Source organism: Pseudomonas mediterranea CFBP 5447, assembly GCF_000774145.1.
In the GTDB taxonomy this organism is placed as follows: domain Bacteria; phylum Pseudomonadota; class Gammaproteobacteria; order Pseudomonadales; family Pseudomonadaceae; genus Aquipseudomonas; species Aquipseudomonas mediterranea.
Genome location: NZ_KN322987.1, coordinates 1,534,368 through 1,556,638, shown reverse-complemented (window position 1 = coordinate 1,556,638; position 22,271 = coordinate 1,534,368). Strand labels below are relative to the sequence as shown.

17 protein-coding genes are annotated in these 22,271 nt (G+C 61.0%); 13 read left to right on the top strand and 4 right to left on the bottom strand.

Translation table 11 applies throughout. The features are described from left to right. Nucleotides 1-294 precede the first annotated feature (294 nt). From N005_RS26725 to N005_RS26715, 3 genes are all read right to left on the bottom strand, one after another. Nucleotides 295-2,184, bottom strand: a complete 1,890-nt coding sequence (locus N005_RS26725) for a methyl-accepting chemotaxis protein (RefSeq protein WP_047703917.1) — start codon at nucleotides 2,182-2,184, stop codon at nucleotides 295-297. A gap of 166 nt (nucleotides 2,185-2,350) precedes the next feature. Beyond that, the gene (locus N005_RS26720) at nucleotides 2,351-3,058 is read right to left on the bottom strand and encodes an NUDIX hydrolase (protein ID WP_047703916.1); all 708 of its coding nucleotides are present in this window, start codon (nucleotides 3,056-3,058) and stop codon (nucleotides 2,351-2,353) included. Continuing rightward, a complete protein-coding gene (locus tag N005_RS26715) occupies nucleotides 3,048-3,605 on the bottom strand; it encodes an adenylyltransferase/cytidyltransferase family protein (RefSeq protein ID WP_047703915.1) in 558 nt (185 codons plus the stop codon). The genes N005_RS26720 and N005_RS26715 overlap by 11 nt, the downstream gene beginning before the upstream one ends. A 183-nt stretch (nucleotides 3,606-3,788) precedes the next feature. Here N005_RS26715 and N005_RS26710 point away from each other — a divergent pair, with 183 nt between their 5' ends. From N005_RS26710 to N005_RS26690, 5 genes are all read left to right on the top strand, one after another. Further along, nucleotides 3,789-4,436, top strand: coding sequence for a nicotinamidase (locus N005_RS26710; RefSeq protein ID WP_047703914.1), 648 nt, complete (start codon nucleotides 3,789-3,791; stop codon nucleotides 4,434-4,436). Between the two features lie 9 nt (nucleotides 4,437-4,445). Further along, nucleotides 4,446-5,675: a nicotinate phosphoribosyltransferase gene (pncB, locus tag N005_RS26705; RefSeq protein ID WP_047703913.1), complete on the top strand. Its 1,230-nt coding sequence runs from the start codon at nucleotides 4,446-4,448 to the stop codon at nucleotides 5,673-5,675. Nucleotide 5,676: 1 nt separating this feature from the next. Further along, nucleotides 5,677-6,510 (top strand): ammonia-dependent NAD(+) synthetase, encoded by an 834-nt coding sequence (gene nadE, locus N005_RS26700; RefSeq protein WP_047703912.1) that lies wholly within the window; start codon nucleotides 5,677-5,679, stop codon nucleotides 6,508-6,510. A gap of 64 nt (nucleotides 6,511-6,574) precedes the next feature. Beyond that, nucleotides 6,575-7,171: a GDP-mannose pyrophosphatase NudK gene (gene nudK, locus N005_RS26695; RefSeq protein ID WP_047703911.1), complete on the top strand. Its 597-nt coding sequence runs from the start codon at nucleotides 6,575-6,577 to the stop codon at nucleotides 7,169-7,171. 154 nt (nucleotides 7,172-7,325) lie between these two features. After that, nucleotides 7,326-8,069 (top strand): HalD/BesD family halogenase, encoded by a 744-nt coding sequence (locus N005_RS26690; RefSeq protein WP_047703910.1) that lies wholly within the window; start codon nucleotides 7,326-7,328, stop codon nucleotides 8,067-8,069. Between the two features lie 103 nt (nucleotides 8,070-8,172). Here the strand turns inward: N005_RS26690 and N005_RS26685 are convergent, their stop codons facing one another. After that, the gene (locus N005_RS26685; RefSeq protein ID WP_047703909.1) at nucleotides 8,173-10,386 is read right to left on the bottom strand and encodes an LTA synthase family protein; all 2,214 of its coding nucleotides are present in this window, start codon (nucleotides 10,384-10,386) and stop codon (nucleotides 8,173-8,175) included. A 310-nt stretch (nucleotides 10,387-10,696) separates the two neighbouring features. Between N005_RS26685 and N005_RS26680 the strand changes: the two genes are divergently transcribed. The 8 genes from N005_RS26680 to N005_RS26645 all read left to right on the top strand — a co-directional run bounded on the left by N005_RS26680 (nucleotide 10,697) and on the right by N005_RS26645 (nucleotide 22,103). Next, nucleotides 10,697-11,599 carry a LysR family transcriptional regulator gene (locus tag N005_RS26680; protein ID WP_047703908.1) on the top strand — a complete coding sequence of 301 codons (903 nt, stop codon included), beginning with the start codon at nucleotides 10,697-10,699 and terminating at the stop codon, nucleotides 11,597-11,599. A 125-nt stretch (nucleotides 11,600-11,724) separates the two neighbouring features. Next, nucleotides 11,725-12,351 carry a glutathione S-transferase family protein gene (locus tag N005_RS26675; protein WP_047703907.1) on the top strand — a complete coding sequence of 209 codons (627 nt, stop codon included), beginning with the start codon at nucleotides 11,725-11,727 and terminating at the stop codon, nucleotides 12,349-12,351. A 153-nt stretch (nucleotides 12,352-12,504) separates the two neighbouring features. Continuing rightward, the gene (locus N005_RS26670; RefSeq protein ID WP_047703906.1) at nucleotides 12,505-13,698 is read left to right on the top strand and encodes a DUF3142 domain-containing protein; all 1,194 of its coding nucleotides are present in this window, start codon (nucleotides 12,505-12,507) and stop codon (nucleotides 13,696-13,698) included. Further along, nucleotides 13,685-15,847 carry a hypothetical protein gene (locus tag N005_RS26665; protein WP_047703905.1) on the top strand — a complete coding sequence of 721 codons (2,163 nt, stop codon included), beginning with the start codon at nucleotides 13,685-13,687 and terminating at the stop codon, nucleotides 15,845-15,847. The genes N005_RS26670 and N005_RS26665 overlap by 14 nt, the downstream gene beginning before the upstream one ends. Before the next feature lie 304 nt (nucleotides 15,848-16,151). Next, nucleotides 16,152-18,113 carry a protease modulator HflK gene (hflK, locus tag N005_RS26660; protein ID WP_047703904.1) on the top strand — a complete coding sequence of 654 codons (1,962 nt, stop codon included), beginning with the start codon at nucleotides 16,152-16,154 and terminating at the stop codon, nucleotides 18,111-18,113. Further along, nucleotides 18,110-19,150: a protease modulator HflC gene (gene hflC, locus N005_RS26655; protein ID WP_047703903.1), complete on the top strand. Its 1,041-nt coding sequence runs from the start codon at nucleotides 18,110-18,112 to the stop codon at nucleotides 19,148-19,150. Before hflK (N005_RS26660) ends, hflC begins: the two co-directional genes overlap by 4 nt. Further along, nucleotides 19,147-20,199, top strand: a complete 1,053-nt coding sequence (gene hflK, locus N005_RS26650) for a protease modulator HflK (RefSeq protein ID WP_047703902.1) — start codon at nucleotides 19,147-19,149, stop codon at nucleotides 20,197-20,199. The genes hflC and hflK (N005_RS26650) overlap by 4 nt, the downstream gene beginning before the upstream one ends. Further along, nucleotides 20,196-22,103, top strand: a complete 1,908-nt coding sequence (locus N005_RS26645; protein ID WP_047703901.1) for a heavy metal translocating P-type ATPase — start codon at nucleotides 20,196-20,198, stop codon at nucleotides 22,101-22,103. The genes hflK (N005_RS26650) and N005_RS26645 overlap by 4 nt, the downstream gene beginning before the upstream one ends. The last annotated feature ends 168 nt before the right edge of the window (nucleotides 22,104-22,271 follow it).

The window sequence follows — 22,271 nt, the reverse complement described above, 5'->3', positions numbered from 1 at the left end:
GACGGGCAAGCCAACAAGATCAGGGCTTTCCAAATTCGCAGGCTCTCAAGTGAGAATTTGGCTCTTTTACTTGATCAGATGCCCCGAGGCAGACTGAGGGTATGTCGCCAGCTAGCTGCAAAGTAGCGTCTGTGCTGGCGGCGACAGTTTTAGTTCTCTAGGGTATCAACCCTAGCTGGCGTTTTGATCTATTGCGACAGTTTTGCGATTCCTCTCAACGAGGCTGCAGGCGTGAAAACCGTGATGCTCCCGCGACAGTTTTAATTCTCTAAATTCAGTTCTGGATCATCACCTTCAGATCTTGAAGGTGTTGACCAACTGCTGCAGGCGGATCGACTGCTTCTCCAGTTCATTGCACGCCTGCAAAGTGGATTGCAGATTGCCGACGGTCTTCTGGTTCAGGTCATTGATGTGGCTGATGTCGCGATCCAGATTGTCCACCACCGAAGTTTGTTCTTCGGTGGCGGTGGCCATGGACAGGTTGATCTCGTCGATCTCGCCAATGCCCAGCAGCACCTGATTGAGCCTTTCACCGGCAAGCCTGGCGGTACTGACGTTGGTGTCGCTGTGGCGCTGGCTTTCCAGCATGGCGTTGACGGCGCTGCCGGCACCGGCTTGTAATTCTTCGATCATGTGGTGGATCTCCTGCGCCGATTCTTGGGTGCGGTGGGCGAGGGTGCGTACTTCGTCCGAGACCACCGCAAAGCCACGTCCCGCATCCCCGGCACGGGCGGCCTCGATGGCGGCATTCAGGGCCAGCAGGTTGGTCTGGTCGGAAATGCCCTTGATCACGTCGAGGATACGGCCGATTTTCAGCGTCTTCTCGTTCAGGCTTTCGATGTCCTGACGGGTATTGATCACTTGGGATGAGAGCTGCGCCATGGCACTGATGCTGCGCTCCACCACCTGCTGACCTTCCTGGGTCTGGTTCTTGGTATCCGAGGCGCGGTTTGACGCGTGGGCGGCGCTCCGGGCGATCTCCTGGGCGGCGGCGCCCAGCTCGTTGATGGCCGTGGCGATGTTGTGGGTCAACGCCGCCTGGGTGTCGGAGCTTTTCAGCGACGAGTGCGATGCCTGGCTGACCTGCGCGGCCAATTGGGTGAGTTGGCTGCTGGACGTCAGCACTTCGCGTATCGAGTGCTGGATGCGTTCGACGAAGCGGTTGAACCCGCCGGCCATTACGCCAAACTCGTCCTGGGACAGGCTCTGCAGACGTTGGGTCAGATCGCCTTCGCCATCGGCAATGGATTGCATGGCCAGGCCCATGTGGCGTAAAGGCCGCATCAGGGCGTTGATCAACAGACCGAGCAAGACAATGGTAATCAGCACCGCGATCAGCGTGGCGATCAGGGCCGAGGTGCGAAACTCATGGAGCGCGGCGTAGGCCTTGTCCTTGTCCACCGACAAGCCGATGGACCAGTGCAATGACGGCAGGCCGTTGATCGGCGTGAATGTAACGATCCGAGTACTGCCGTTTTCCTGTACTTCATTCAGGTTGTCGTTGATACCCGGAGCGCCTTCCGGGAACGCTTGGGCCAGTGTCTTGGTGACCAAGGCGCTGTCCGGATGCACCAGGATCTTGCCGTCGTCACTGACCAGGAAGGCATAGCCGATGCCATTGAGATCGACGGAGTTGACGATGCTGGCGAGCTTTTCCAGGCTCAGGCTCGCGCCAAATACGCCGGCTGCCTTGCCGTTGATCTTGATCGGCACCGCCTCGGTCATGATCAGATAATCGATGCCGGCGCCGATGTAGGGTTCGGTCAGCACCGGGCTGAGGGACGCAGCCGCCTCCTTGTACCACTGGCGCTGACGGACATCGTAGCCATCGGGCATCACCCGCTCGGGATAAATGAAGAAACGGCTGTCCTGGAAGCCGACATAGCTGGCGATAAAGGTCTTGGTGATGATGTCCTGGGAGAGCATCTTGCTGACGGTAGCCGGAGTGGGGTCGGCAGCAATGGTTTCGGCCGCGCCCTCGATCAGCAGGAGCCGGCCAGCCAGCCAATTGTCGAGGTTGGCGCCAAGCAGCTTGCCAGTGGTTTGCAAGCTGCTGTGCAGCGCTTCGCGGGTACTGGCTTGTTGTCGATGGTCATTGAGCAGTGAGAACGACAGGAATACTGCCACCGAGATGACACAGGCACCGAGAAGGATCTTGTGGCCGAATTTCATACTGATGCCCATGAAGCACGCTCGTCAGGTCTTGTTTTTATGAGTCCCCGCCAGGGTTGGGCGAAGATTTGACGAGTGGGCAGGTTTTGTCGAACTAGAAAAGATGATGGGCAATCGTAGGAATTTTTATGGCATCGAGTGGCGCGGATGCGCGCTTATCGAGACCCCAGACTGAACATCACTCCAGGAAACACCGGTCAAACAGGTACACGTTGCCCGGCTTGAGGTTTTCCACCGTGCGTTGCGGGCGGCCGCCGTCGCCGCTTTTCTTGCGGCCGGTTTCCTGCAGGTAGCCCGCCTCGGTCATCTTCAACAGGCGCTGGCGCATGCTGGTCTTGAGCACCGGACGTTCGAGCACCAGGGAGAAAATCCCCACCGCTTCCGGCGCGCTGAACTCCGGACCAAGGAACATCAGGGGCAGGCTGCTGTAGAGCGCTTTGGAAAACAGCCGCTCCTGCACGGCAGCCACCAGGCTGTTGTGGTCGAAAGGAAGCTTTATCGTGGCGTCCGCGACGTCCTTGAGCGTAAAGAAGCCCTGGTGTTCGGCGAGGGGGGGCGTGTCGCTGACGATGGCCAGGTAGAACGTCGACGATGACCAGCAGCGTGGATCGCGGAACGCGTCGCCGACGGTGCCGACCTGTTCGATCCAGGCCAGCGGCATGCCCACTTTGTTCGAGTTGCGCAGGCGCTCCACGGCGTCGTTCAGCGTAAGATCTTCGACCCCTCCGTTCACCACGATCCCGGGCAGCGCCCAATGGCCGGCGAACGGCTCGGCTTCCCGGCGGTTCAGGAGGATTTCAATGGCCTGGGCTTCCCGGTTGAAGCGCAACACACAGAGGTCGATGGTGTGCAGATAATCGCGCGCGGGGGCGGTGCTAGTTGGCATGTCGATTTCCGTGGGTAGCGTAAAGATCATAGTTTAACGGGTTCATGCCGGGAGCCATCCAGTCGCTGGGAAGCGGCTTGCCCAAGGCCAGCCGTTCGCGTACCAGCGTGCTGCGTACATGAATCGTTTCTTCCACACAAAGGATGGAAAAGCGCTCCAGCAATTCCTGGCCGCGATAGAAGGTCGGTAACAGATCCGCGACATCCTGACCCACCACTAGCGCTATCCGCTTGCTGTCCAAGGCCAGGCTGTCGGCGAGGTGGGCAAGCAGGGTGTAACTGTAGATGGGGCCTTCAACGCCACGCGCCACGACTTGCTCGACCCGGCTTGCATGCACTTGCGCGCCGCACAATGGCTGAACGCGCTCGACGATCGCCTCCAGCCATTTCTGGCGAACTTCATAATCAACCATCCGCTTGCCGTAGGGATGCCGGAAGCTTGGGGCGACCAGCACGCGCCTGGCCTGGAATGACGCCTGGATCATCATCTGGGCGTGACCGGCATGAGGGGGATTGAAGGCGCCGCCATACAAGGCCAGTTCGAACATGGCTTATTCTCTTTGGGTACACAACATGTACCCTATCATCAAAATCTTGTTTGGCGAAGTTTCGTGGGTCCGTTTGCTTTGCATTTAGCATTAATAGGGCTTCAAGCGAAATTCTTTTTCACAGCGCCTTGTCATTAAAGTACACGTTATGTACTCTCGTCGCCGTGAACAGGAGAAACCAGCATGAACAGCCTGAACCGTAAGACGGCTTCCTTCGATGTCGATGCGCAAAAGAGCTTTACACCGCTTTGCCCCGATGAGCTGCCAGTACCGGGTGGCGAGCAGATTGGCGGTGAACTGAATTTCATCGCCTCCCTGGCCAGCCTGCGCGTCGGCAGCAAGGATGCCCATTCGCCTCAAGCGCCATGGGTGGTCGCCGAGCACTCACAGATGCTCGCACCGACCGGGCTCGAGCACGCCGACATCACTTGGGTCAGCCACTGTGTCCCCGGCACCGAAGGTTTCACCTTGCTGGACGAATTGCCGACGCCGTACGACTACGACTATTTCGTCTGGAAGGGTGTCGAGCCGGATTTGCACCCGTACGGCGCCTGTTACCACGACCTGCACGGCAAGCTGTCCACCGGGGTGATCGAGTACCTGAAAAGTCTGGCTGTGGAGCAAGTCCTTGTCGGTGGGCTGGCGCTGGATTTCTGCGTCAAGACCACTGCCCTGCAACTGGCTGCCGCCGGCTTCAAGGTGATCGTTCACCTGCCGGCCTGTCGGGCCATCAGCGAGGAGGGCGCCACGCAAGCCATTCAGGACCTGCAACGAGCGGGGGTCTGGGTGGCCAGGACCCGCGAAGAAACCATCCGCCTGGCAGGCGAGTAAGGAGCAAACATGGACAGCGCATTCGATTCAAGCAGCGGTGTCATCCAGAGCCTTCTGGATACCGACTACTACACCTTCACCATGATGCAGGCAGTCTTGCACCAGCACCCGAACGTGGAGGTGGAGTATCAGTTCATCGTGCGTTCCAGAGAGCGGCTCGGCCACCTGATCCCGGACATTCGTGTGGAGCTGGAAAAGCTTGCCGGATTGCAGTTGCGCGAGGGCGAGCAAAGGTTTCTGTTCAACAAGCGTTTCCGCGAATACCTGACGCCGGACTTCGAACAATTCCTGGGGCTGTTTCGCTTCAATCTGCGCTATATCCACGTGTCGGAGGTCGACGGCCAACTGCACATCCGCGTCCGCGGTCCGATGCTGCACTGCATCATGTTCGAGCAGCCGGTACTGGCGATGGTCAGCGAGCTGCGCAACCGCGAGAAGTACCCCGAAGTCGAGCTGGCCGACGTTACCCGCAAGCTGTACCAGAAATTCGAATGGCTGGAGAAAAACGCCAGTCGTGAAGAACTTGCCGAGTTCCGCGTTTCCGACTTTTCCACCCGCCGTCGGCTGTCCTTCCGGGCGCAACGTGAAGTGGTGAATATCATGCGCAGTGATTTTCCCGGCGTGTTTGTCGGCACCAGTAACGCGCACCTGGCTTATGAGTTCGACCTCCCGCTGATCGGCACGATGGCTCACCAGTGGCTGATGGTCCATCAGCAACTCGGGCGCTTGCGCGAGAGTCAGAACGCGGCCCTGGAGAACTGGGTGCGCGAGTACCGTGGCCGGCTCGGTATTGCGCTGACGGATTGCATCAGCACCGATTTCTTCCTCAAGGATTTCGACCTGTATTTCGCCAAGCTCTACGACGGGCTGCGCCAGGATTCAGGTGACCCTATTGCCTGGGCTGACAAGGTGCTGGGGCGTTACCACGAATTGGGTGTCGACCCACGGACCAAGGACCTGATGTTCTCCGACGGCCTCAACTTCGAAAAATGCTTGCCGATCCTGCGTCATGTCCGTGGCAAGGCCAAGTTCGGTTTTGGCATGGGCACCAGTCTGGCCTGCGATGTCGAAGGAGTCGAACCGCTGAGCATTGTCATGAAACTGGTGCGTGTCCACGGCGAGCCGGTGGTGAAGTTCTCCGATGACCCGATCAAGAACGTCTGTGAAGATGCTTCGTTCCTTCGCTATGCCGCCCAAGTGTTCAACGTCGCCCTGATCAATCCACAGCTGGGAGCCTGATATGACTTCACTTCAGCAAGAACGCATTGCCCGGGAACTGGGCATCGATCGCCAACTCAAACAGGGCGGTGAGCGCATCGAGATTGACCGTCGCGTTGGGTTTATCAAGCAGGTTCTACGCGAGTCGGGTTGCATGTCGCTGGTGCTCGGTATCAGCGGCGGCGTCGACTCGCTCACAGCCGGGCGCCTGTGCCAGCTGGCGGTGGAACAACTGCGAGGTGAGGATTACGAGGCGCGTTTTATCGCCGTGCGACTGCCTTACAAGGCCCAGGCAGATGAGCAGGACGCCCAGGCATCCCTGGACTTCATCCAACCGGACTTGATCACTACGAGCAACATTGCCGCGTGTGTGGATGGACTGATGGCCACTATCGCGATCGACGGCTTGCAGCCTTCGGCCGAGCTTACCGATTTTGTCAAAGGCAACGCCAAGGCCCGGGCACGGATGCTAGCCCAATATGCCATCGCCAATATGAGCAATGGCCTGGTGGTCGGTACCGACCATGGCGCCGAGGCGGTGATGGGTTTTTTCACCAAGTTCGGTGACGGCGCATGCGACTTGGCGCCGCTGTCCGGGCTGACGAAGACCCAGGTGCGGTTGTTGGCTGACGCCATGGGCGCACCGGCGCACCTGGTGCGCAAGGCGCCGACCGCCGATCTGGAAGACCTGGCGCCCGGTCGGTTGGATGAGGTGGCGTATGGCTGCAGTTACATGGAGATCGACGCGTATCTCATGGGCGAAGAAGTGTCGCCTCAAACGCGGCAGATCATCGAGCGCGCCTACAGCAAGACGGCTCACAAACGAGCATTGCCTCGCGTTCCGGCAGTACGGTGAACGACATCAAGCAAGCGTGGGCAGACTTCCAGATGGAACCCTGGTCTCGAATGGAGTGGGATGAATGACCCAGACAACCGGTATCAAAGAACGCGTACGCATCAAGAACGTCGAAGTGCTCTCGGACAATTGGTACGTGCTGCGCAAGACCACCTATGATTACCTCGGCCGCAATGGCCAGTGGCAGGAGTTGACCCGCGAGACCTATGACCGCGGCAACGGCGCGACAATCCTGCTGTACAGCAAGGCCAAGCAGACCGTGGTGCTGACCCGGCAATTCCGCTTCCCGGCCTTCGTCAACGGGCACGATGACCTGCTGATCGAAACCTGCGCCGGCCTGCTGGACAACGACGATCCACACACCTGCATCCGCAAGGAAACCCAGGAAGAAACCGGCTACGTCATCCAGGACGTGCGCAAGGTCTTCGAAGCCTTCATGAGCCCGGGTTCGGTGACGGAGCGGCTACATTTTTTCGTCGGCGAGTATTTCGACGAAGACAAACGGCATGCAGGCGGCGGGTTGGAAGATGAGGGCGAGGAAATCGAGGTGCTGGAGCTGCCGCTCGACCAGGCCCTGGGCATGATCGAGCGGGGGGAAATCTGCGACGGCAAGACCATCATGCTGTTGCAGTACGCCAAGTTGCATCGGTTGCTGGATTAGTTTCAGCTCCCGGCCCGGTCAGGCGTTCCTGTTCCAGCGAGGCCTTTGGCAAAAGGCCAATGGCATTTGGCGTAAAACTACCGTTTGTTGTCGTCTGCTGCACTGTAGCGAACCGCTCTATCGTCCTACAATCGGACCATGGATGGAGCAATGAATGAGTAATCGAAAAGCAGATCCGCTCTTGGTAAATGTGGCGCAGCAACTTTCCAGGCACTTCCAGGATTTCCTGAACAATGAAATCCGGATGAAGCAGGTCCGTAACGCGTTTCATCGGGATGGCTATTTCCACTTCAAGGATTTTTCATTTCTACCTGGCGAGATGTGGGAAGAGCTTCATACCGAAGTGCATGGGCTGCTCAATGAATATTCAGTGGGTCACGAAGCGACCGTCCTGTTTATCCATGATCCCCACCGCAAAATCCATGTGATCCCGCAAGCGCAGATCGCCGAAGGCGGAGCCGTGGTTCCGGCGCTTTATCATTCCGAGTCGCTACGCCGCTTCCTCGGCAGTATCGCAGGGGAAGAGCTGGTGTCCTGCCAGGATCACGGTCAGTACCTGATCAGCAGGCTGAATCATCCCGACGATACCCATGGCTGGCATTGGGGCGATTATCCCTACACCCTGGTCTGGATCGTCGAGGCGCCTGAAGACCCGGAGGGCGGCGACGTCCTGCAATGCGTGCCCTATAGCAACGGCAACAAGGATGACTTGCACGTTTGGGAATACAGCCTGGACGATCCTGGCAAGGCCTGTCCCCACCTCAAGGGTGATGTGTATTTCCTCAAGTCCGGTACCACGCTGCACCATCTGGTGCCGATTCAACGAAACGCTACGCGCATTATCCTCAGTACCAGTTGGCAAGTAGCTCCGGCTGGCGAAGCGATGCCCTGTGGATAAGTAGTGAAGCGCAGCGATCGACTCCGATGATTCTGCGTCGTGGGTGGTCAGGCCAAGCCCAAAACAAACGCGCAGCCGTCTGCAACGGCTGCGCGTTTTTTGTTCAACTGGACTGGGCCTGGCTGTCGTCCTGCATATCGTCCAGGTATTCGGGTTGGTCCATCTGGTCCGGCAGCTCGGTCACGACGCTGAAGTCGCTGATCTCGATGGCGCCAGTCCCATGGCCCAGCAAATGGAAGGAGAACGCCTTGCGCGTCTGCGGGTTATCGAAATGGATATTCATCACCAGCGGTTGTTCGGGCGTCACCGCCACATCGGTCGGCAGTTCCATGGGCACATCCCGCTCGAACTCCTTGGCCTTGAGGGAAATGTAGGCCGTATGGTCCGCCTCGATGGCTCGGATGCTCAGACTGACGCGGGTCCGTGAGCCCTTGGGCATTTCCAGGTATTGGGCGCCGATCAGGTTGTCGGTCCAGTCGTTGGACACCTGGGCTGGGAGTGGAATCTTCTCGGTACTGCCGAACTGATAATGCTGGTTCAGCGGCGTGCGCAGCAGGGTCTGGTCCAGGGCCGTTGCCCGTGCGCTGACGAGCCTGGCCCGCTGGCCGCTGTAGTGCCCGCCGTAAGTCGCCCGGTCGGTGATGAAACCTTCGCTGGCGTAATAACGGCAACGCTGCAGGAAATCGCATTCAGTGAACGTGCCCTTGCCGTCGTGGTAGCGCAGCATGCCATTGGTGAACGACATGATTTCCCGGCCCGTCGTGTAGTCTCTGAACATCGAGCGGCCGGACAGCGACGCAGGCACCGGGAAAGCGAAATAGTCGAGGATCGAGGCGGTCAGGTCGACGTGACCGTAGGTTCCCGACTTGATACGCGGCAAGGGTTCCGGCGCCAGCGTCAGGTTGAACCCCCAGGAGGACGCCAGGCGTACATCATCGATGCCATGGGACTCGTCCGAGGTGATCACCACCAAGGTGTCTTTCAGGATGCCCTGGCGTTCCAGGCCGATGAGGAAGTTATCCAGCGCATCGTCGAGATAAGCCACGGCGGCCTGTTTGGCGGTGTCATGGCGCTGCAGGTAATCATCCGGGGCGGAGTAGGGCTGGTGCGTGCCCACGGTCAGCAGGGTGAGCATCCAGGGCTTGTTCGTTTGCTGCAGTTGCCCGACGTAGTCCAGCGCGCCTTCGAAGAAGGTTTTGTCGTCCTTGCCCCAGGGAAATTCCAGGTAAGCGGGTTGGGTGAACCACTCCATGCCCAGAGTCTTGTCGAAACCGATATGGGGCATGATTCGGTCCTTGGCCATGAACCGCAGGCCCGCGCCCTGGAGGAAATGCGTGGCAAAGCCATGCTCACGCAACTGAGCCGGCAGGCAGGCCAGGTTGCGCTGGGTCTGGTTGAGCATTTCGACGCCCTTGGGCGTGCCGTCGTCGAGCTTGTCGTAGTCGCCGCACAACATCGAGTACAGGCCGCGGATGGTCTGGTGGCTGTGCAGGACGTAGTCGGGTGTGTTCATGCCACGCTCGGCCCAGGCGCTGAGGCGCGGCATGGGGTTTTCCGGGTAGCCGGCTTTCAAGGCCTGACGGTTGGCTCTGATATACGCGCCGGGGATGCCTTCCAGTGTGATGAGCAGCACGTTGCGCGCCTGGCCCGGCGCGGCCAGTAGTTTCCCTCCATCAAGGTCCAGCTGGGTAAGGCCTTCCATTGGCGGTACCTGGACGCCCGCATCGCCTTCAAGCCAGTGCTGGATCCGGTCCTGTCCGGTTGCGACTGCTGCCGTGGCGAGTTGATGGGGTAGATTGAACACATTCCACTGGTCCGCCTCGGTGGGACGCCAGGATTGTACGGTGCTGTGGATTAACAGGAGCAGCGCCGGCAACGCCCAGGCGTGGCTCGGCAAGGGCGGTGCACGGCGTGAGCGGCCTGACCTCTGGAGCATCAGCCAGAGCGTCAGCGCTGTCAGTTGCAGCGCGGCCAACCAGGGATGGGCGAAGCCGCCGCTGCTGGAGTTTTCGACGAATTGCGGATCGGTCAGGTAATGCAGGTCCGAGGGGTTGGGCATGCGTCCCACGGCGCTGATCAGCTCGATGTTGGCCAGCGTCAGTGCGGTCCAGGCCAGCAACACCGGCAAGGTCAGCCAGAGGGGACGGCGGTAAAGCAGTGCGAGCAGCAACCCGCCAATGCCCAGGTCGGACAGGTAACCCAACGGATCGGACCAACCCAGTGTGAGACGCAGGACGAGGGGAACGATCAGGACCAGGCCGGCCAACGTTATCAAGGGGGCAAGGGAATGGGTCGATCCACGGTTGAAAACGTTCACGAAAACAGGCCTTGTACGGAGTCTGGAACCAGGCACACACCCTGTGGGAGCGAGCCTGCTCGCGATAGCTGGAGATCAGTAATAAGGGACGGCGACTGATCCAGCGCTATCGTGAGCAGGTTCGCTCCCACAGGCCTCTGTGCTGTTTATTAGTCATAAAACGGTAATGATGGGCGCGATGGTAACAAGCCTGATCAAATGCAACCGGGGCGCCACGCTACGGTTCGTTTGCCCAGGGCCTACAATGGCCGTGCAGCATGGCTTTGCGGTGTTTGAAAAACTTGTATCAGGATTTCTCATCGGGGGATGGATGGACAGGTTTCAGGAAATGCAGGTGTTTATCGCTGTTGCCCAGGAGTCGGGTTTTTCGGCGGCGTCGCGGCGCCTGGGCCTGTCGGCGGCCAGCGTGACCCGTGCGGTGGCAGCGTTGGAGCAACGCATCGGCACACCGCTGCTGGTTCGCACCACTCGCAACGTGTACCTGAGCGAAGCCGGCCAGCGCTTTCTGGAGGACTGTCGGCGGATTCTGGGCGATCTGCAGGAAGCCGAGGATTCGGCGGCCGGCAGCCATGCCCAGCCCAGAGGGCAACTGACGATTACCGCACCGGTGCTGTTCGGTCAGTTGTTCGTCACGCCGTTGCTGGTGGAGTACCTGCAACAGTATCCCGAGGTCAGCGTCAATGCCTTGCTGTTGGACCGGAATGTCAGCATGGTCGAGGAGGGCGTAGACATCGCCGTGCGCATTGGCGAGCTGCCCGACAGCAACCAGCATGCCGTCCGCGTCGGCGAAGTGCGGCAGGTCGTCTGCGGCTCTCCCGCGTTCTTCGCTCAGCATGGTCGGCCCCGGCATCCGCAAGAGCTGGAGCGTTCGCTGGTGGTGGCCTCTTCGGCCATCGGCCAGATCAGAAACTGGACCTTTGTCGACGCCGGACAAACATTGGCGGTTCGACCGGTGCCCCGGCTGGTGGTCACAGCCAACCAGGCGGCCATTACCGCCGCCAGCCAAGGGTTGGGCATGACGCGAGTCCTGTCTTATCAAGTAGCGGGCGCGATCGCCAATGGGGAGCTGGAAATCGTCCTGGCCGATTTCGAACTGCCGCCCCTGCCGATTCATGTGCTGTACCACGGGGGGCGCAACGCCCCGGCGCGGGTCCGCAGTTTTGTCGATTTCACGGTCAACGCCCTGCGCAGACACCCGGCCTTGAGGGGCTGATGCATTGTTTCGCTGAAGGAAATAATGGATTGCGTTTACGGGTGATTCTCTAGTTTTCAAACGAGAGGGAAGATGACGCCATCGATGCCGTTCTGCTGACGGCGTCATTTCCAGCGGAGTCGACCATGAACCCTATCAAGCTTTATCACTTCCCGCTTTCCGGACATGCCCACCGTGTTCAACTGATGCTTTCGCTGCTCGAACTGCCGGTCGAGGTGGTTTTCGTCGATCTGGCCAAGGGCGCGCACAAACAGGCGGATTTCCTCGCCATCAACCCATTTGGCCAGGTACCGGTGATTGACGACAACGGCGTGATATTGGCCGACTCCAACGCCATCCTGGTGTATCTGGCGCAAAAATATGGCAAGGGCCGTTGGCTTCCGAGCGATCCGCTGGGTGCCGCCCGGGTGCAGCGTTGGTTGTCGGTAGCAGCCGGGCCAATCCATGCGGGACCCGCCACGGCGCGCCTGATCACGGTGTTCGGTGCACCTTATAACGCCGAGGATGTGATCGCCCGATCCCACAATCTGTTGAAAGTCATCGATCAACATTTGAGCAGCAGCGCCTGGCTGGCGGGCGATGCGCCTACCATCGCCGATGTCGCCGGCTATTCTTACATCTCCCATGCGCCTGAGGGCAATGTGTCGCTGGACGACTATCTCCATGTCCGTGAGTGGCTGGCGCGGATCGAGGCCTTGCCCGGTTTCGTAGGCATGCCGCGTACGGCTGTCGGCTTGCAGAAAGCCGTCTGAGCGTAGCCGGTCACGCTGGAAAAGGGCCGTTCGACCTTGTGGCGGCCCTGGTCCTGCCGTGGCATATGAAAACTTCAATGCGATGTCCTGGCCCTATGCCCGTCCGGCGCAAGACACGGTAATCTGCCGGGTTTTAGCGGGTGACGAAGGTTCATGACTTTTCTTTCGCGGACATCGCTGGCACTCGTCGCGTTGCTGTTGCAGGGTTGCGAGCAACCCCCCGCTGCGCCTCTGGAACAACAACTCTATGTCTGGCAACGCCAGTGGACCCCGGCCCACGAAACGGCGCTGCGCCAGAGCCGTCAGGACTTCTCGAGCTTGCGGGTGCTGGCCTTGCAGGCTTTTCCCGGTGCGGGCTGGAGCCGTGCGCGGATCGATCCGGCGTTGCTCAAGGCCGATGGTCGAGCGCTGATCGCGGTGATCCGCCTGGATGGTCAGCTCGGAACGCTGAATCAGGACGAGGTCATTGCCCAGATCCAACAAGTGTTGAATGACTGGCAAGCCCAAGGCCTGACACCGGTGGGCGTGGAGATCGACCATGACGCCGGAAACGCGCGGTTGCCGGCCTATGGGACATTCCTGAACCGGTTGCGCCAGATCTTGCCGGCCACGTTGCGGCTGAGTATCACGGCCTTGCCGGCCTGGCTCGACAGCCCCGCGCTGCCCGGGCTGCTGGAAACCGTGGACAGCAGCGTGCTACAGGTTCATGCGGTGAGTAACCCACGGCAGGGGTTGTTCGATCCGCAACAGGCCCGGCGCTGGGCCGAACGCTGGAGCAAGGTCACCACGCGGCCGTTCTACCTGGCCCTGCCGGCTTATGGTGTGGCGCTGCTGACCCTGGAGAGCGGCGTGCCGGTGGTTGAAAGCGAAGTGCCGATCGATAGGGCAGGCGAGCGGCGAGAGCTATTGGCTGACCCGCAGCAAGTGGCCGGGCTGGCGGCGGATCTGCGTGCCGAACCGCCTGAACATCTGGCTGGATTGATCTGGTTTCGGCTGCCGCTGGCAGGTGATCGACGTGCCTGGAGCCTGACCACGCTCGGCGCGGTGGCTCGAGGAGACAAACTGGACAGCCGCCTGGTCCTGACGTTGGAGGAAGAGGGCGGTTTGTACGATATCCGGCTGGTCAACCGAGGCAATCTCGACAGCCCTTGGCCCCAACGGGTGACGCTTGCCGTCGGCGCATGTGATGGGATCGATGCCTTGGCTGGTTATACGTTGCAACAAACCCCCGGACTGCTTACCTTCACCCGCATTCAGGAAGGCCGCCTCGCCGCTGGTGCCCAACGGGCCATGGGGTGGGCGCGTTGTACAAAAATTGAACAAGGAGCTTTCAATGTCTACCCGTAAGTGGCCTCGTCGGTTGCTCTGCCCGGTGTTCTGTATGAGCCTCGGCTTGCCGTTGGGCCAGGCACTGGCTTGTGGCCCAGAGTTCCCGATGCGCTTGCTGGACAACCGCGCCCAATCGTTGGCCGAGTTACCCGAAGGCAGCTTTCGCTTCGAGATCAAGCGTCTTGGCCAGGCCATTGCCGGACTCAAGCCGGCCAGCGAGGCAACGCGCAACCCGGATTACAACTACGACGATTCGTCTGCCTACGTGGCACAGCGCAACGAGGCTGAGCGGATTGGCCTGACTCCGCCACAGCAAGCCTTGGTGGAGCGGCTGAGGGCGTTGAATGATATCGACGAGGTGGCTGCGCAAGCAGCGAACCTGCCTGCCGAGCTACGGCTGTATGCCATCGGCGCGGCCGCCTTTGGCGCCGGTGAAAACCAGAGGGCTGTGCAGGCCTTCCAGGAGTTGCTGGCATTGCCCGCGGATCAGCGTTCGTTGCGCAGCACCTGGGCTGCCTATTCCCTGGGGCGGGCGCTGTTTGCCATGAGTACCGAGGCGGGCAACGAAGATCCGGCGGCGTCGCGGGATCAGGCCCGAGCGGCGTTTCGCCAGGCCCGTGAGCTGAGCGTTGCCGGTTTCAGCGACCCGCTGGAGCTGGGTATCGCCAGTCTTGGCGAAGAAGCCAGGGTGGCTTACACCGCTGATGATTGGGACAGTGCCATCGGACTGTATGCGACCCAGTCCCTGCACGGCTCGCAGGTTGGTTACAGCTCGTTGTTGTACCTGGCGGCGGACCTCAGTGGGCAGCCGGACGATCGCCTGAGTGAATTGCTCAAGAGCAATGCCGTGCAGCGGTTGCTGACAAGTTACTTGCTCAGCCGCGTCGGCTGGTGGGATGGGGAGGAACCATCCGGCGAGAAAAGACTGGTCAAGCTGTTGCAGGCCAGCAGTCATGGCAACCTGGATGATGCCGATCGGCTGGCGGCCGTGAGCTATCAGCATGGCGACTACGCCAGCGCCAAAGCCTTTATGGAAAAAGCCGGCGACACGGGGTTGGCCTGGTGGCTGCGGGCCAAACTGGCCGTGCGCGACGGTGACAAGACGGCGGCGGCCGCGGCCTATGCCAAGGCGGCCCAGGCTTTTCCGAAGGACGAATCCTGGGGCGGTCGGCGTACGCCGGACTGGGATTTCGAGGTGGTTGAGCCCAAGTGCCGGGTCGAGGGCGAGAGCGCGATCCTGGCCCTGCAACGGGGCGATTATCTGCAAGCGTTCGATCAGCTTTACCGTGGCCAGAGCAATTATTGGTACGACGCTGCTGCAGTCGCCGAGCGGGTACTGACCGCCGAAGAATTGAAACAATACGTCGACGCCCAGGTTCCGGCACCACCCCCCTTGAGCCAGCAGGATCGCGACAACTACGTGCAACTGCCGGTAGCCGCGCAGTTACGTAATCTGCTGGGCCGCCGCTTATTGCGGGAAGGGCGCTATGACGAGGCACCGGCTTACTTCGATAACGCCGACCTGCAGAACAAGGCCCGGGCCTATGGGCAACTGCGCCAGGAGGCCGAGTCCAAATGGTGGCCGACCCGGCGCGCCGAGGCGTATTTCCATGCGTCCAGGATGGCGCGCGATTGGGGCATGGAGATGCTCGGTTACGAGATGGCGCCGGACTACGCTGTCATGGGGGGTGGTTACAGCCTGGAACCGGTTGAGCTGAAGGTCGGGCCGTTGGTGGCCGAAGGGGAGGTGCAGCGCCAGCAGGCCAGCGCCGCGCAACCGAACGAGCGCTACCACTACCGTTTTGTCGCCACTGCCCTGGCGAGCAAGGCAGCGGACAATGTGCCCCATACCAGCCAGGCATTTGCGGCGGTGTTGTGCAGGGCCGTGGCGTACAACTCGAGTCTCGAGGAACAAAGCGCGTTGTATCAGCGCTACGTGAAAGAAGGTCCTTATGTCACTTGGGCTGGGGACTTCGGCCATCAGTGCCAGGAGCCGGATTTCCGCGCGGCCGATAAGCGCTATGTCACCCAGGCCCTCGACCCGATTCGTTCGGCGTTGCGTCCCTACAAGCGTTCGGTGCAGATCGGTGGCGGGGTGCTGGTGGTTGCGGTCGTATTGGCTTTGATCAGTCGGCGTCGGCGCAGGGCGCAGAGTTCGGCTGGCTGACTTCGATCCATAGGAAAACCTTGTGGCGAGGGGATTTATCCCCGCTGGGCTGCGAAGCAGCCCTTAACCATCCAACGCAATCTTTCTGGTAAACGGCGAGGTCAGGATCCACCTGCTGCGCAGCCCAGCGGGGATAAATCCCCTCGCCACATAGGCCCTGTGCATTTCACCGGTTTGCCATCCAAGATGAAGAATTAAAAACAGAAATTTCACAGCTATCGTTATAAGGTAACGCCATATAACGAAGCGGCTGTGGCGTCTGTCCATATGCCCGGTTTTTGATTGCCGCAATTGCTGGGGTGGTATGCAAGTCGATCTTGATGTCGAGGGGGCACAGGTGGCCGAGCGGCCACGCTTTCAGCAGGCACAGGCCCAAGGGCGGCGCCTGAAGCGGATCGCTTTTGTCCTGGCTGCTCTGGCGGGCCTGGGGTTGGTATCCGGCTTCTTTGTCGGGCTGTTTTCGCCGCAATCGATGTGGCCGGCCTTGTTGGCGAGTCAAAGTGCGGCATTGCTGGTGTTGGTGGCCGGCCTGCAATCCGCCTGGTGGGCAACCCAATGGCGCAGCAGGGCATTGCTGCCGACTGCGGTTATCCCGGTCGTCGAACCCGAATCGATTGAGCCATCCGGTTGGTATGAGCGATTGCTGGAGCGCATCAGCGCGCGCTGGATCGGCCTGCTGAACCAGATCGGCGCGCCGACCTTGTGGCTGGCCGGTTGGGCAGGGTTGGCGCTGCTGAGCCTGGAGCAAGCCTGGAATCTGGCGCTGCCGGCGGCCCCCCTTGGCGTATCGGCCAGTGTGGGAGCGGTGCTTTCATTGTTGTTGGCGTTCGGCTTGTTGGTATTTGAACGCCAACTGGCGCAGCAACCAACCCTTGAATGGCCGGAAGCGCCGTCGCTGGCGCAACTGACCCGCCTGACAATTATCGTGCTGGTGCTCGGCGCGCTGTGCCTGTTGTTCGCGAGTGAGTCAGCCATCTGGCCGGTGCGCCTGGCGGTGCTGATGGGGCTATTGCCGGGGCTGGCGGCGGTGGAGCTGTTGCTGCGGGCACTGTTGTCCTTGTTCAGCCCACGCCGGGATTCCCTGGAACCGACCTTGCTGGGCCGCAGCGTCATCGCCGACTTGCTGCGCTGGCCGCCCCAGCCTTTGCTGGCGCTGCAGCACGAATTGCATAACCGTTTCGGTATCGACCTGCGCCAGATCTGGGCATTCAGCTACATGCGCCGCGCCTTTTTTCCAGTGCTGGCGCTGGTGGCGCTGGTGGGTTGGATGCTCACAGGCGTGCACGAAGTACCGTTGCAAGAACGCGGTATCTACGAGCGTTTTGGCAAACCGGTGGAGGTATTCGGTCCTGGGCTGCAGTTCGGCCTGCCCTGGCCGTTGGGTCGGGTACTGAATGTCGAAAACGGCATCGTCCATGAACTGGCTACCAGCGTGGGGGAGAGTCGGGTGAGCACGGAGGCCGATACCGCGGAAGGTCCGGCTCCGGCGATTGCCAATCGTTTGTGGGACGCCAGCCATGTGAACGATAAATCCCAAGTGATTGCCAGCCAGCGTGCCGACCAGCAGAGTTTCCAGATCGTCAACATGGATGTGCGCTTCGTCTATCGCCTTGGCCTTACCGACGCGGCCGCGCTGGCAGCGACCTATAACAGCGCCGACATTCCCACGCTGATTCGCAGCACCGCCAGTCGCGTCCTGGTGCATGAGTTCGCTTCGCGCACGCTGGACGGATTGTTGGGGGCGGATCGTGTCAGTCTGGCCGATGAAATCGGGCAGGCGGTGCAGAGCGATTTGCAGGCGCTCGACAGCGGCGTGGAAATCCTGGCAACTGTCGTCGAGGCGATCCACCCGCCGGCGGGGGCGGCCAATGCCTACCACGGTGTGCAAGCGGCGCAAATTGGTGCCCAGGCACTGATTGCCCGGGAACGCGGCGCGGCGGCGGAGCAGACCAACCAGGCCCAATTGCAAGCCAGCATTGCCCACGACCAGGCTCAGGCCACCGCTCGGGAAATCAATGCGACCGCCCAGGCTTCCGACTTGCGCTTCAGTGCTGAACGCAAGGCCTACACCACGGCCGGCCACGCCTTTGTGCTGGAGCAGTACCTCAGCCAACTGAGCCGGGGCCTTGCCAATGCAAAGTTGCTAGTTCTCGATCACCGTCTGGGCGGCAGCGGCAACGCGCCGACCATCGACCTGCGCACTTTCACGCTTCCGGCAGATCCAGCATCGCCGCGTAACCTTGTCCAGCCAGGAGCTGCCCATTGAGCCAGTCTTCTTCCCACGCTCATCACGATCACTCCGGTCATGACCACGGCCATGCCGGTCATCATCATGGGCATCACCACCATCATCACGGCGACCCACAGGAAGCAGGCCCGTTTCCCTGGCGGCGAATGGGCTGGGCGGCGCTGTTGGTAGCCTTCGCCGTTGCCGCCGCGAGCCTGGTCCAGGTGCGCTCGGGGGAGGCGACCGTCATCACCCGCTTCGGTAATCCGGCGCGGGTATTGTTGCAGCCTGGCCTGGGCTGGCGTTGGCCGGCGCCGTTCGAGGCGGCGATTCCGGTGGACTTGCGGTTGCGCACAACATCCAGCGGTCTGCAAGACGTCGGTACCCGTGACGGACTGCGCATCATCGTTCAAGCCTACGTGGCGTGGCAGGTTCAGGGTGATCCAGATAATGTCCAACGCTTCATGCGTGCAGTGCAGAACCAACCGGACGAGGCCGCCCGGCAGATTCGCACATTCGTGGGCTCGGCCCTGGAAGCCACGGCCGCCAGTTTTGACCTGGCAAATCTAGTGAACACCGACGCCAGCCAGGTACGTATCGGCGATTTCGAAGCGCAGTTGCGCCAGCAGATCGAACAGCAGTTGCTCACTACCTACGGCGTGCGGGTATTGCAGGTTGGCATCGAGCGGCTGACCTTGCCTTCGGTGACGTTGACCGCGACGGTGGACCGCATGCGTGCCGAGCGGGAAACCATCGCCACCGAACGCACCGCCATTGGTAAACGCGAAGCGGCGCAAATACGTTCCGCTGCTGAACGGGATGCGCGGATCGTGCAGGCGGATGCCACGGTGAAAGCCGCCGATATCGAAGCTCAGTCCCGAGTCGAGGCCGCTGAAATCTATGGCAGGGCCTACGCCGGTTCGCCTCAGCTGTATAACCTGCTGCGCTCGCTGGACACCTTGGGCACGATTGTCAGCCCCGGCACTAAGCTGATCTTGCGCACCGACGCGGCGCCGTTCCGGGTGTTGGTTGACGGACCCGCTTCCGTGGAACTCAAAGGTGGAACCCAACCATGAGTTTGGTTCCACGTGGAACAAATGCGTTATCCAGTCCTTGGATTCAGGCGGGACGCGTGGCCTTCTTGGCGCTTTATGCCGTCACCATTCTCGCCGCGTTGGCTTGGGTCTTTTCCAACGTTCGGCAGATCGATCCACAGAATCGTGCCGTGGTGCTGCATTTCGGCGCGCTGAATCGCATTCAAAATGCCGGGCTGTTGTTGGCGTGGCCGCGTCCCGTGGAACGAGTCATTCTGCTGCCGGCCGCGGATCGGGTCTTGGAGCGTCGGGTGGAAAATCTGCTGCGCTCCGATGCGGCCTTGCAGGCAGATCGTGTCGCCAGCTTCGCCTCGCCGGTCAGCGATGCGCTGGCGGGCTCTGGTTATTTATTGACCGGCGATGCTGGGGTGGTGCAACTGGATGTGCGGGTGTTCTACAAAGTCACCGAACCCTATGCATTTGTCTTGCAGGGCGAGCATGTTTTACCGGCACTGGATCGCCTGGTCACCCGTAGCGCGGTAACCCTCGCAGCGGCTCGGGACCTGGACACGATTCTGGTCGCCCGTCCCGAACTGATCGGCAGCGATAACCAGGCCGCCGAACGCCGCGAGCGCCTGCGTGGTGATCTCGTGCAGGGCATCAACCGACGGCTGGCCGATCTTGCCGCTACGGGGCAGGGGCTGGGGATCGAGGTGGTACGGGTCGACGTCCAGTCAAGTTTGCCGGGCCCGGCGGTGAGCGCATTCAACGCGGTGCTCACGGCCAGCCAGCAGGCCGATAAAGCCGTTGCCAATGCCCGCACCGAAGCCGAGAAGTTGACCCAGACAGCCCACCAGGATTCCGACCGCGCCCTGCAAGTGGCACATGCCCAGGCCAGCGAACGGCTGGCCAAGGCTTCGGCCGACACCGCCACGGTGCTCGGTTTGGCGAAGTCCAAAGACGCTGATCCGCAACTGCTGCTACGCCTGTATCGCGAGCGCATGCCCGGCATTCTCCGCCAGGCCGGGTCAGTGACCACGGTCGACCCGAAAGACGATTCCCGCCTGATTATTCAGGGAGCTGAGCAATGAGTGCGCAAGCCGCCGCTGTTCCAATGTTGTCTAGCGCCGAACAACGTACGGCCGCTCGGCAGTTGACCCTGGCGATGCTCGCCCTCGGGCTGCTCGCGCTGGGTCTGGTATGGCGCGCCTGGTCGCCGGAGCAGACCGGGGTCAGCCAGCTGTTGCTTGGTGTCGCTTCGCTGTTGGTCGCGGTGCCGGTGATGCGTTCGGCGTGGTACAGCCTGCGGTATCCAAGCTTGCACGGCATCACCGATCAGCTGATCGCCCTGGCCATGCTGGGGGCCTGGGCCACCGGGGATCTGCTGACGGCGGCGCTGCTGCCGATCATCATGATCTTCGGTCATGTGCTGGAAGAGCGTAGCGTCATCGGTTCCCAGGAAGCCATCCACGCCTTGGGTCAACTGACCCGCAGCCTGGGTCGCAAGGTACTGGCCGATGGCTCGATCATCGAAGTCGACAACGCCACGCTGCGACCCGGCGATACGGTCGAGGTGCGGGCCGGTGATCGCGTACCGGCCGATGGCCGGGTGTTGTCCGGCCAGGCCAGCCTCGACACTGCGCCCATTACCGGTGAGTCGGTGCCACTGGAAGCCGTAGTGGGCACCGAAGTCTTCGGGGGGGCGATCAATCTCGATGGTTTGCTGCGCCTGGAAGTGACCCGCACGGGCCAGGAATCGACGTTGGGCAAGGTCATCGCCCTGATGCAAAACGCCGAGCGTTCGAAGCCGCCTATCACCCGGCTGCTGGAGCGTTATGCCGGCAGCTATCTGGTGCTGGTGTTGCTGCTGGCGGCGGTGACCTGGTTCATTACCAACGATGCCCAGGCGATGCTGGCGGTGCTGGTGGCGGCCTGTCCTTGTGCGTTGGTGTTGTCGGCGCCGGCGACCGCTATCGCGGGAATCGCAGTGGCTGCGCGCCATGGCATCCTGATCCGTAGTTCGGCTTTCCTGGAAGAGCTGGCAGACCTGACGTCACTGGTGGTCGACAAGACCGGGACCTTGACCTACGGCACTTTGCGTCTGCAATCCATCGAAAGCCCGAGCGGCGATCAGCCGTCCCTGTTGCCCCTGGCCGCGAGCCTTGGATCCGCCAGCAGCCATCCGGTCAGCCGGGCGTTGGCTGGATTGGTGAAGTCGGAAGAATATCTGCCGTTGACGGACATCCACGAGCGCCAGGGCCTGGGTGTAGTGGCGATGACCAGCCAGGGTAAAGCGGCTCTCGGCCGTCCTGAGTTGTTTGCTCAGCTGGGCATCGAAACCTCAATGGTACCCCATCATGATGGCCCGATTGCCGGGCTGGCCCTGAATGGACAGTTCCTCGCCTGGTTGCTGCTGGCCGATAGCATCAAGCCGGAAGCCCGGGTCGCCATGGCTGAGCTGCGGACGCTGGGCCTGGGGCGGCAGCTGTTGTTGACTGGCGACCGCCAGAGTGTGGCCAGCACACTCGCCCGGGAAGTAGGAATTGCCGATGTACAAGCTCAGGCGCTGCCGGAAGACAAGCTGAAGCGGGTCATGACGGAGATCGACAATGGCTTCCGCCCCATGGTCGTCGGTGACGGTATCAATGATTCGCTGGCGCTCAAGGCCGGGGTGGTGGGCGTCGCCATGGGGGCAGGTGGTGCGGACATTGCCCTGGCGTCGGCGGACATCGTCCTGATCGGCAGCGATCTGAGGCGGCTCGGTACCTGCGTGCGGCTCAGTCGCCAGTGTCGGCAGACGCTTCAGGTCAATGTGATCATCGGCCTGGGTTGGACGCTGGCGATTGTCGCTTTTGCTGCGTTCGGCTGGCTTGGCGCCGCGGGGGCAATGATCGCAGCGCTGCTGCATAACCTGAGCACTTTACTGGTATTGGGAAATGCCGGAAGGCTGCTACGCTTTCAGGAACCGTTGCTGAAAGTCCAGGACGGGGGTTAGAACTTGTATGTGGAACTTGCAGTCCATGGTGGAAGAGGGTGCATACAGTTGGCAGTACCGGCTCAGGGAGTGAATTCGGGCGACGATAGAAAAAGGCTATAAATTCGATAGCCTGCTATTTTTCTACGATGGTCTACCCTCATTTCAGACGTCTGAAACAAGGGGGTT

Excerpts from the sequence above, each read along its gene's own strand:
- N005_RS26725 (WP_047703917.1), bottom strand. The coding sequence starts at position 2,184 with ATGGGCATCAGTATGAAATTCGGCCACAAGATCCTTCTCGGTGCCTGT.
- N005_RS26720 (WP_047703916.1), bottom strand. The coding sequence starts at position 3,058 with ATGCCAACTAGCACCGCCCCCGCGCGCGATTATCTGCACACCATCGAC.
- N005_RS26715 (WP_047703915.1), bottom strand. The coding sequence starts at position 3,605 with ATGTTCGAACTGGCCTTGTATGGCGGCGCCTTCAATCCCCCTCATGCC.
- N005_RS26710 (WP_047703914.1), top strand. The coding sequence starts at position 3,789 with ATGAACAGCCTGAACCGTAAGACGGCTTCCTTCGATGTCGATGCGCAA.
- pncB (WP_047703913.1), top strand. The coding sequence starts at position 4,446 with ATGGACAGCGCATTCGATTCAAGCAGCGGTGTCATCCAGAGCCTTCTG.
- nadE (WP_047703912.1), top strand. The coding sequence starts at position 5,677 with ATGACTTCACTTCAGCAAGAACGCATTGCCCGGGAACTGGGCATCGAT.
- nudK (WP_047703911.1), top strand. The coding sequence starts at position 6,575 with ATGACCCAGACAACCGGTATCAAAGAACGCGTACGCATCAAGAACGTC.
- N005_RS26690 (WP_047703910.1), top strand. The coding sequence starts at position 7,326 with ATGAGTAATCGAAAAGCAGATCCGCTCTTGGTAAATGTGGCGCAGCAA.
- N005_RS26680 (WP_047703908.1), top strand. The coding sequence starts at position 10,697 with ATGGACAGGTTTCAGGAAATGCAGGTGTTTATCGCTGTTGCCCAGGAG.
- N005_RS26675 (WP_047703907.1), top strand. The coding sequence starts at position 11,725 with ATGAACCCTATCAAGCTTTATCACTTCCCGCTTTCCGGACATGCCCAC.
- N005_RS26670 (WP_047703906.1), top strand. The coding sequence starts at position 12,505 with ATGACTTTTCTTTCGCGGACATCGCTGGCACTCGTCGCGTTGCTGTTG.
- N005_RS26665 (WP_047703905.1), top strand. The coding sequence starts at position 13,685 with ATGTCTACCCGTAAGTGGCCTCGTCGGTTGCTCTGCCCGGTGTTCTGT.
- hflK (WP_047703904.1), top strand. The coding sequence starts at position 16,152 with ATGCAAGTCGATCTTGATGTCGAGGGGGCACAGGTGGCCGAGCGGCCA.
- hflK (WP_047703902.1), top strand. The coding sequence starts at position 19,147 with ATGAGTTTGGTTCCACGTGGAACAAATGCGTTATCCAGTCCTTGGATT.
- N005_RS26645 (WP_047703901.1), top strand. The coding sequence starts at position 20,196 with ATGAGTGCGCAAGCCGCCGCTGTTCCAATGTTGTCTAGCGCCGAACAA.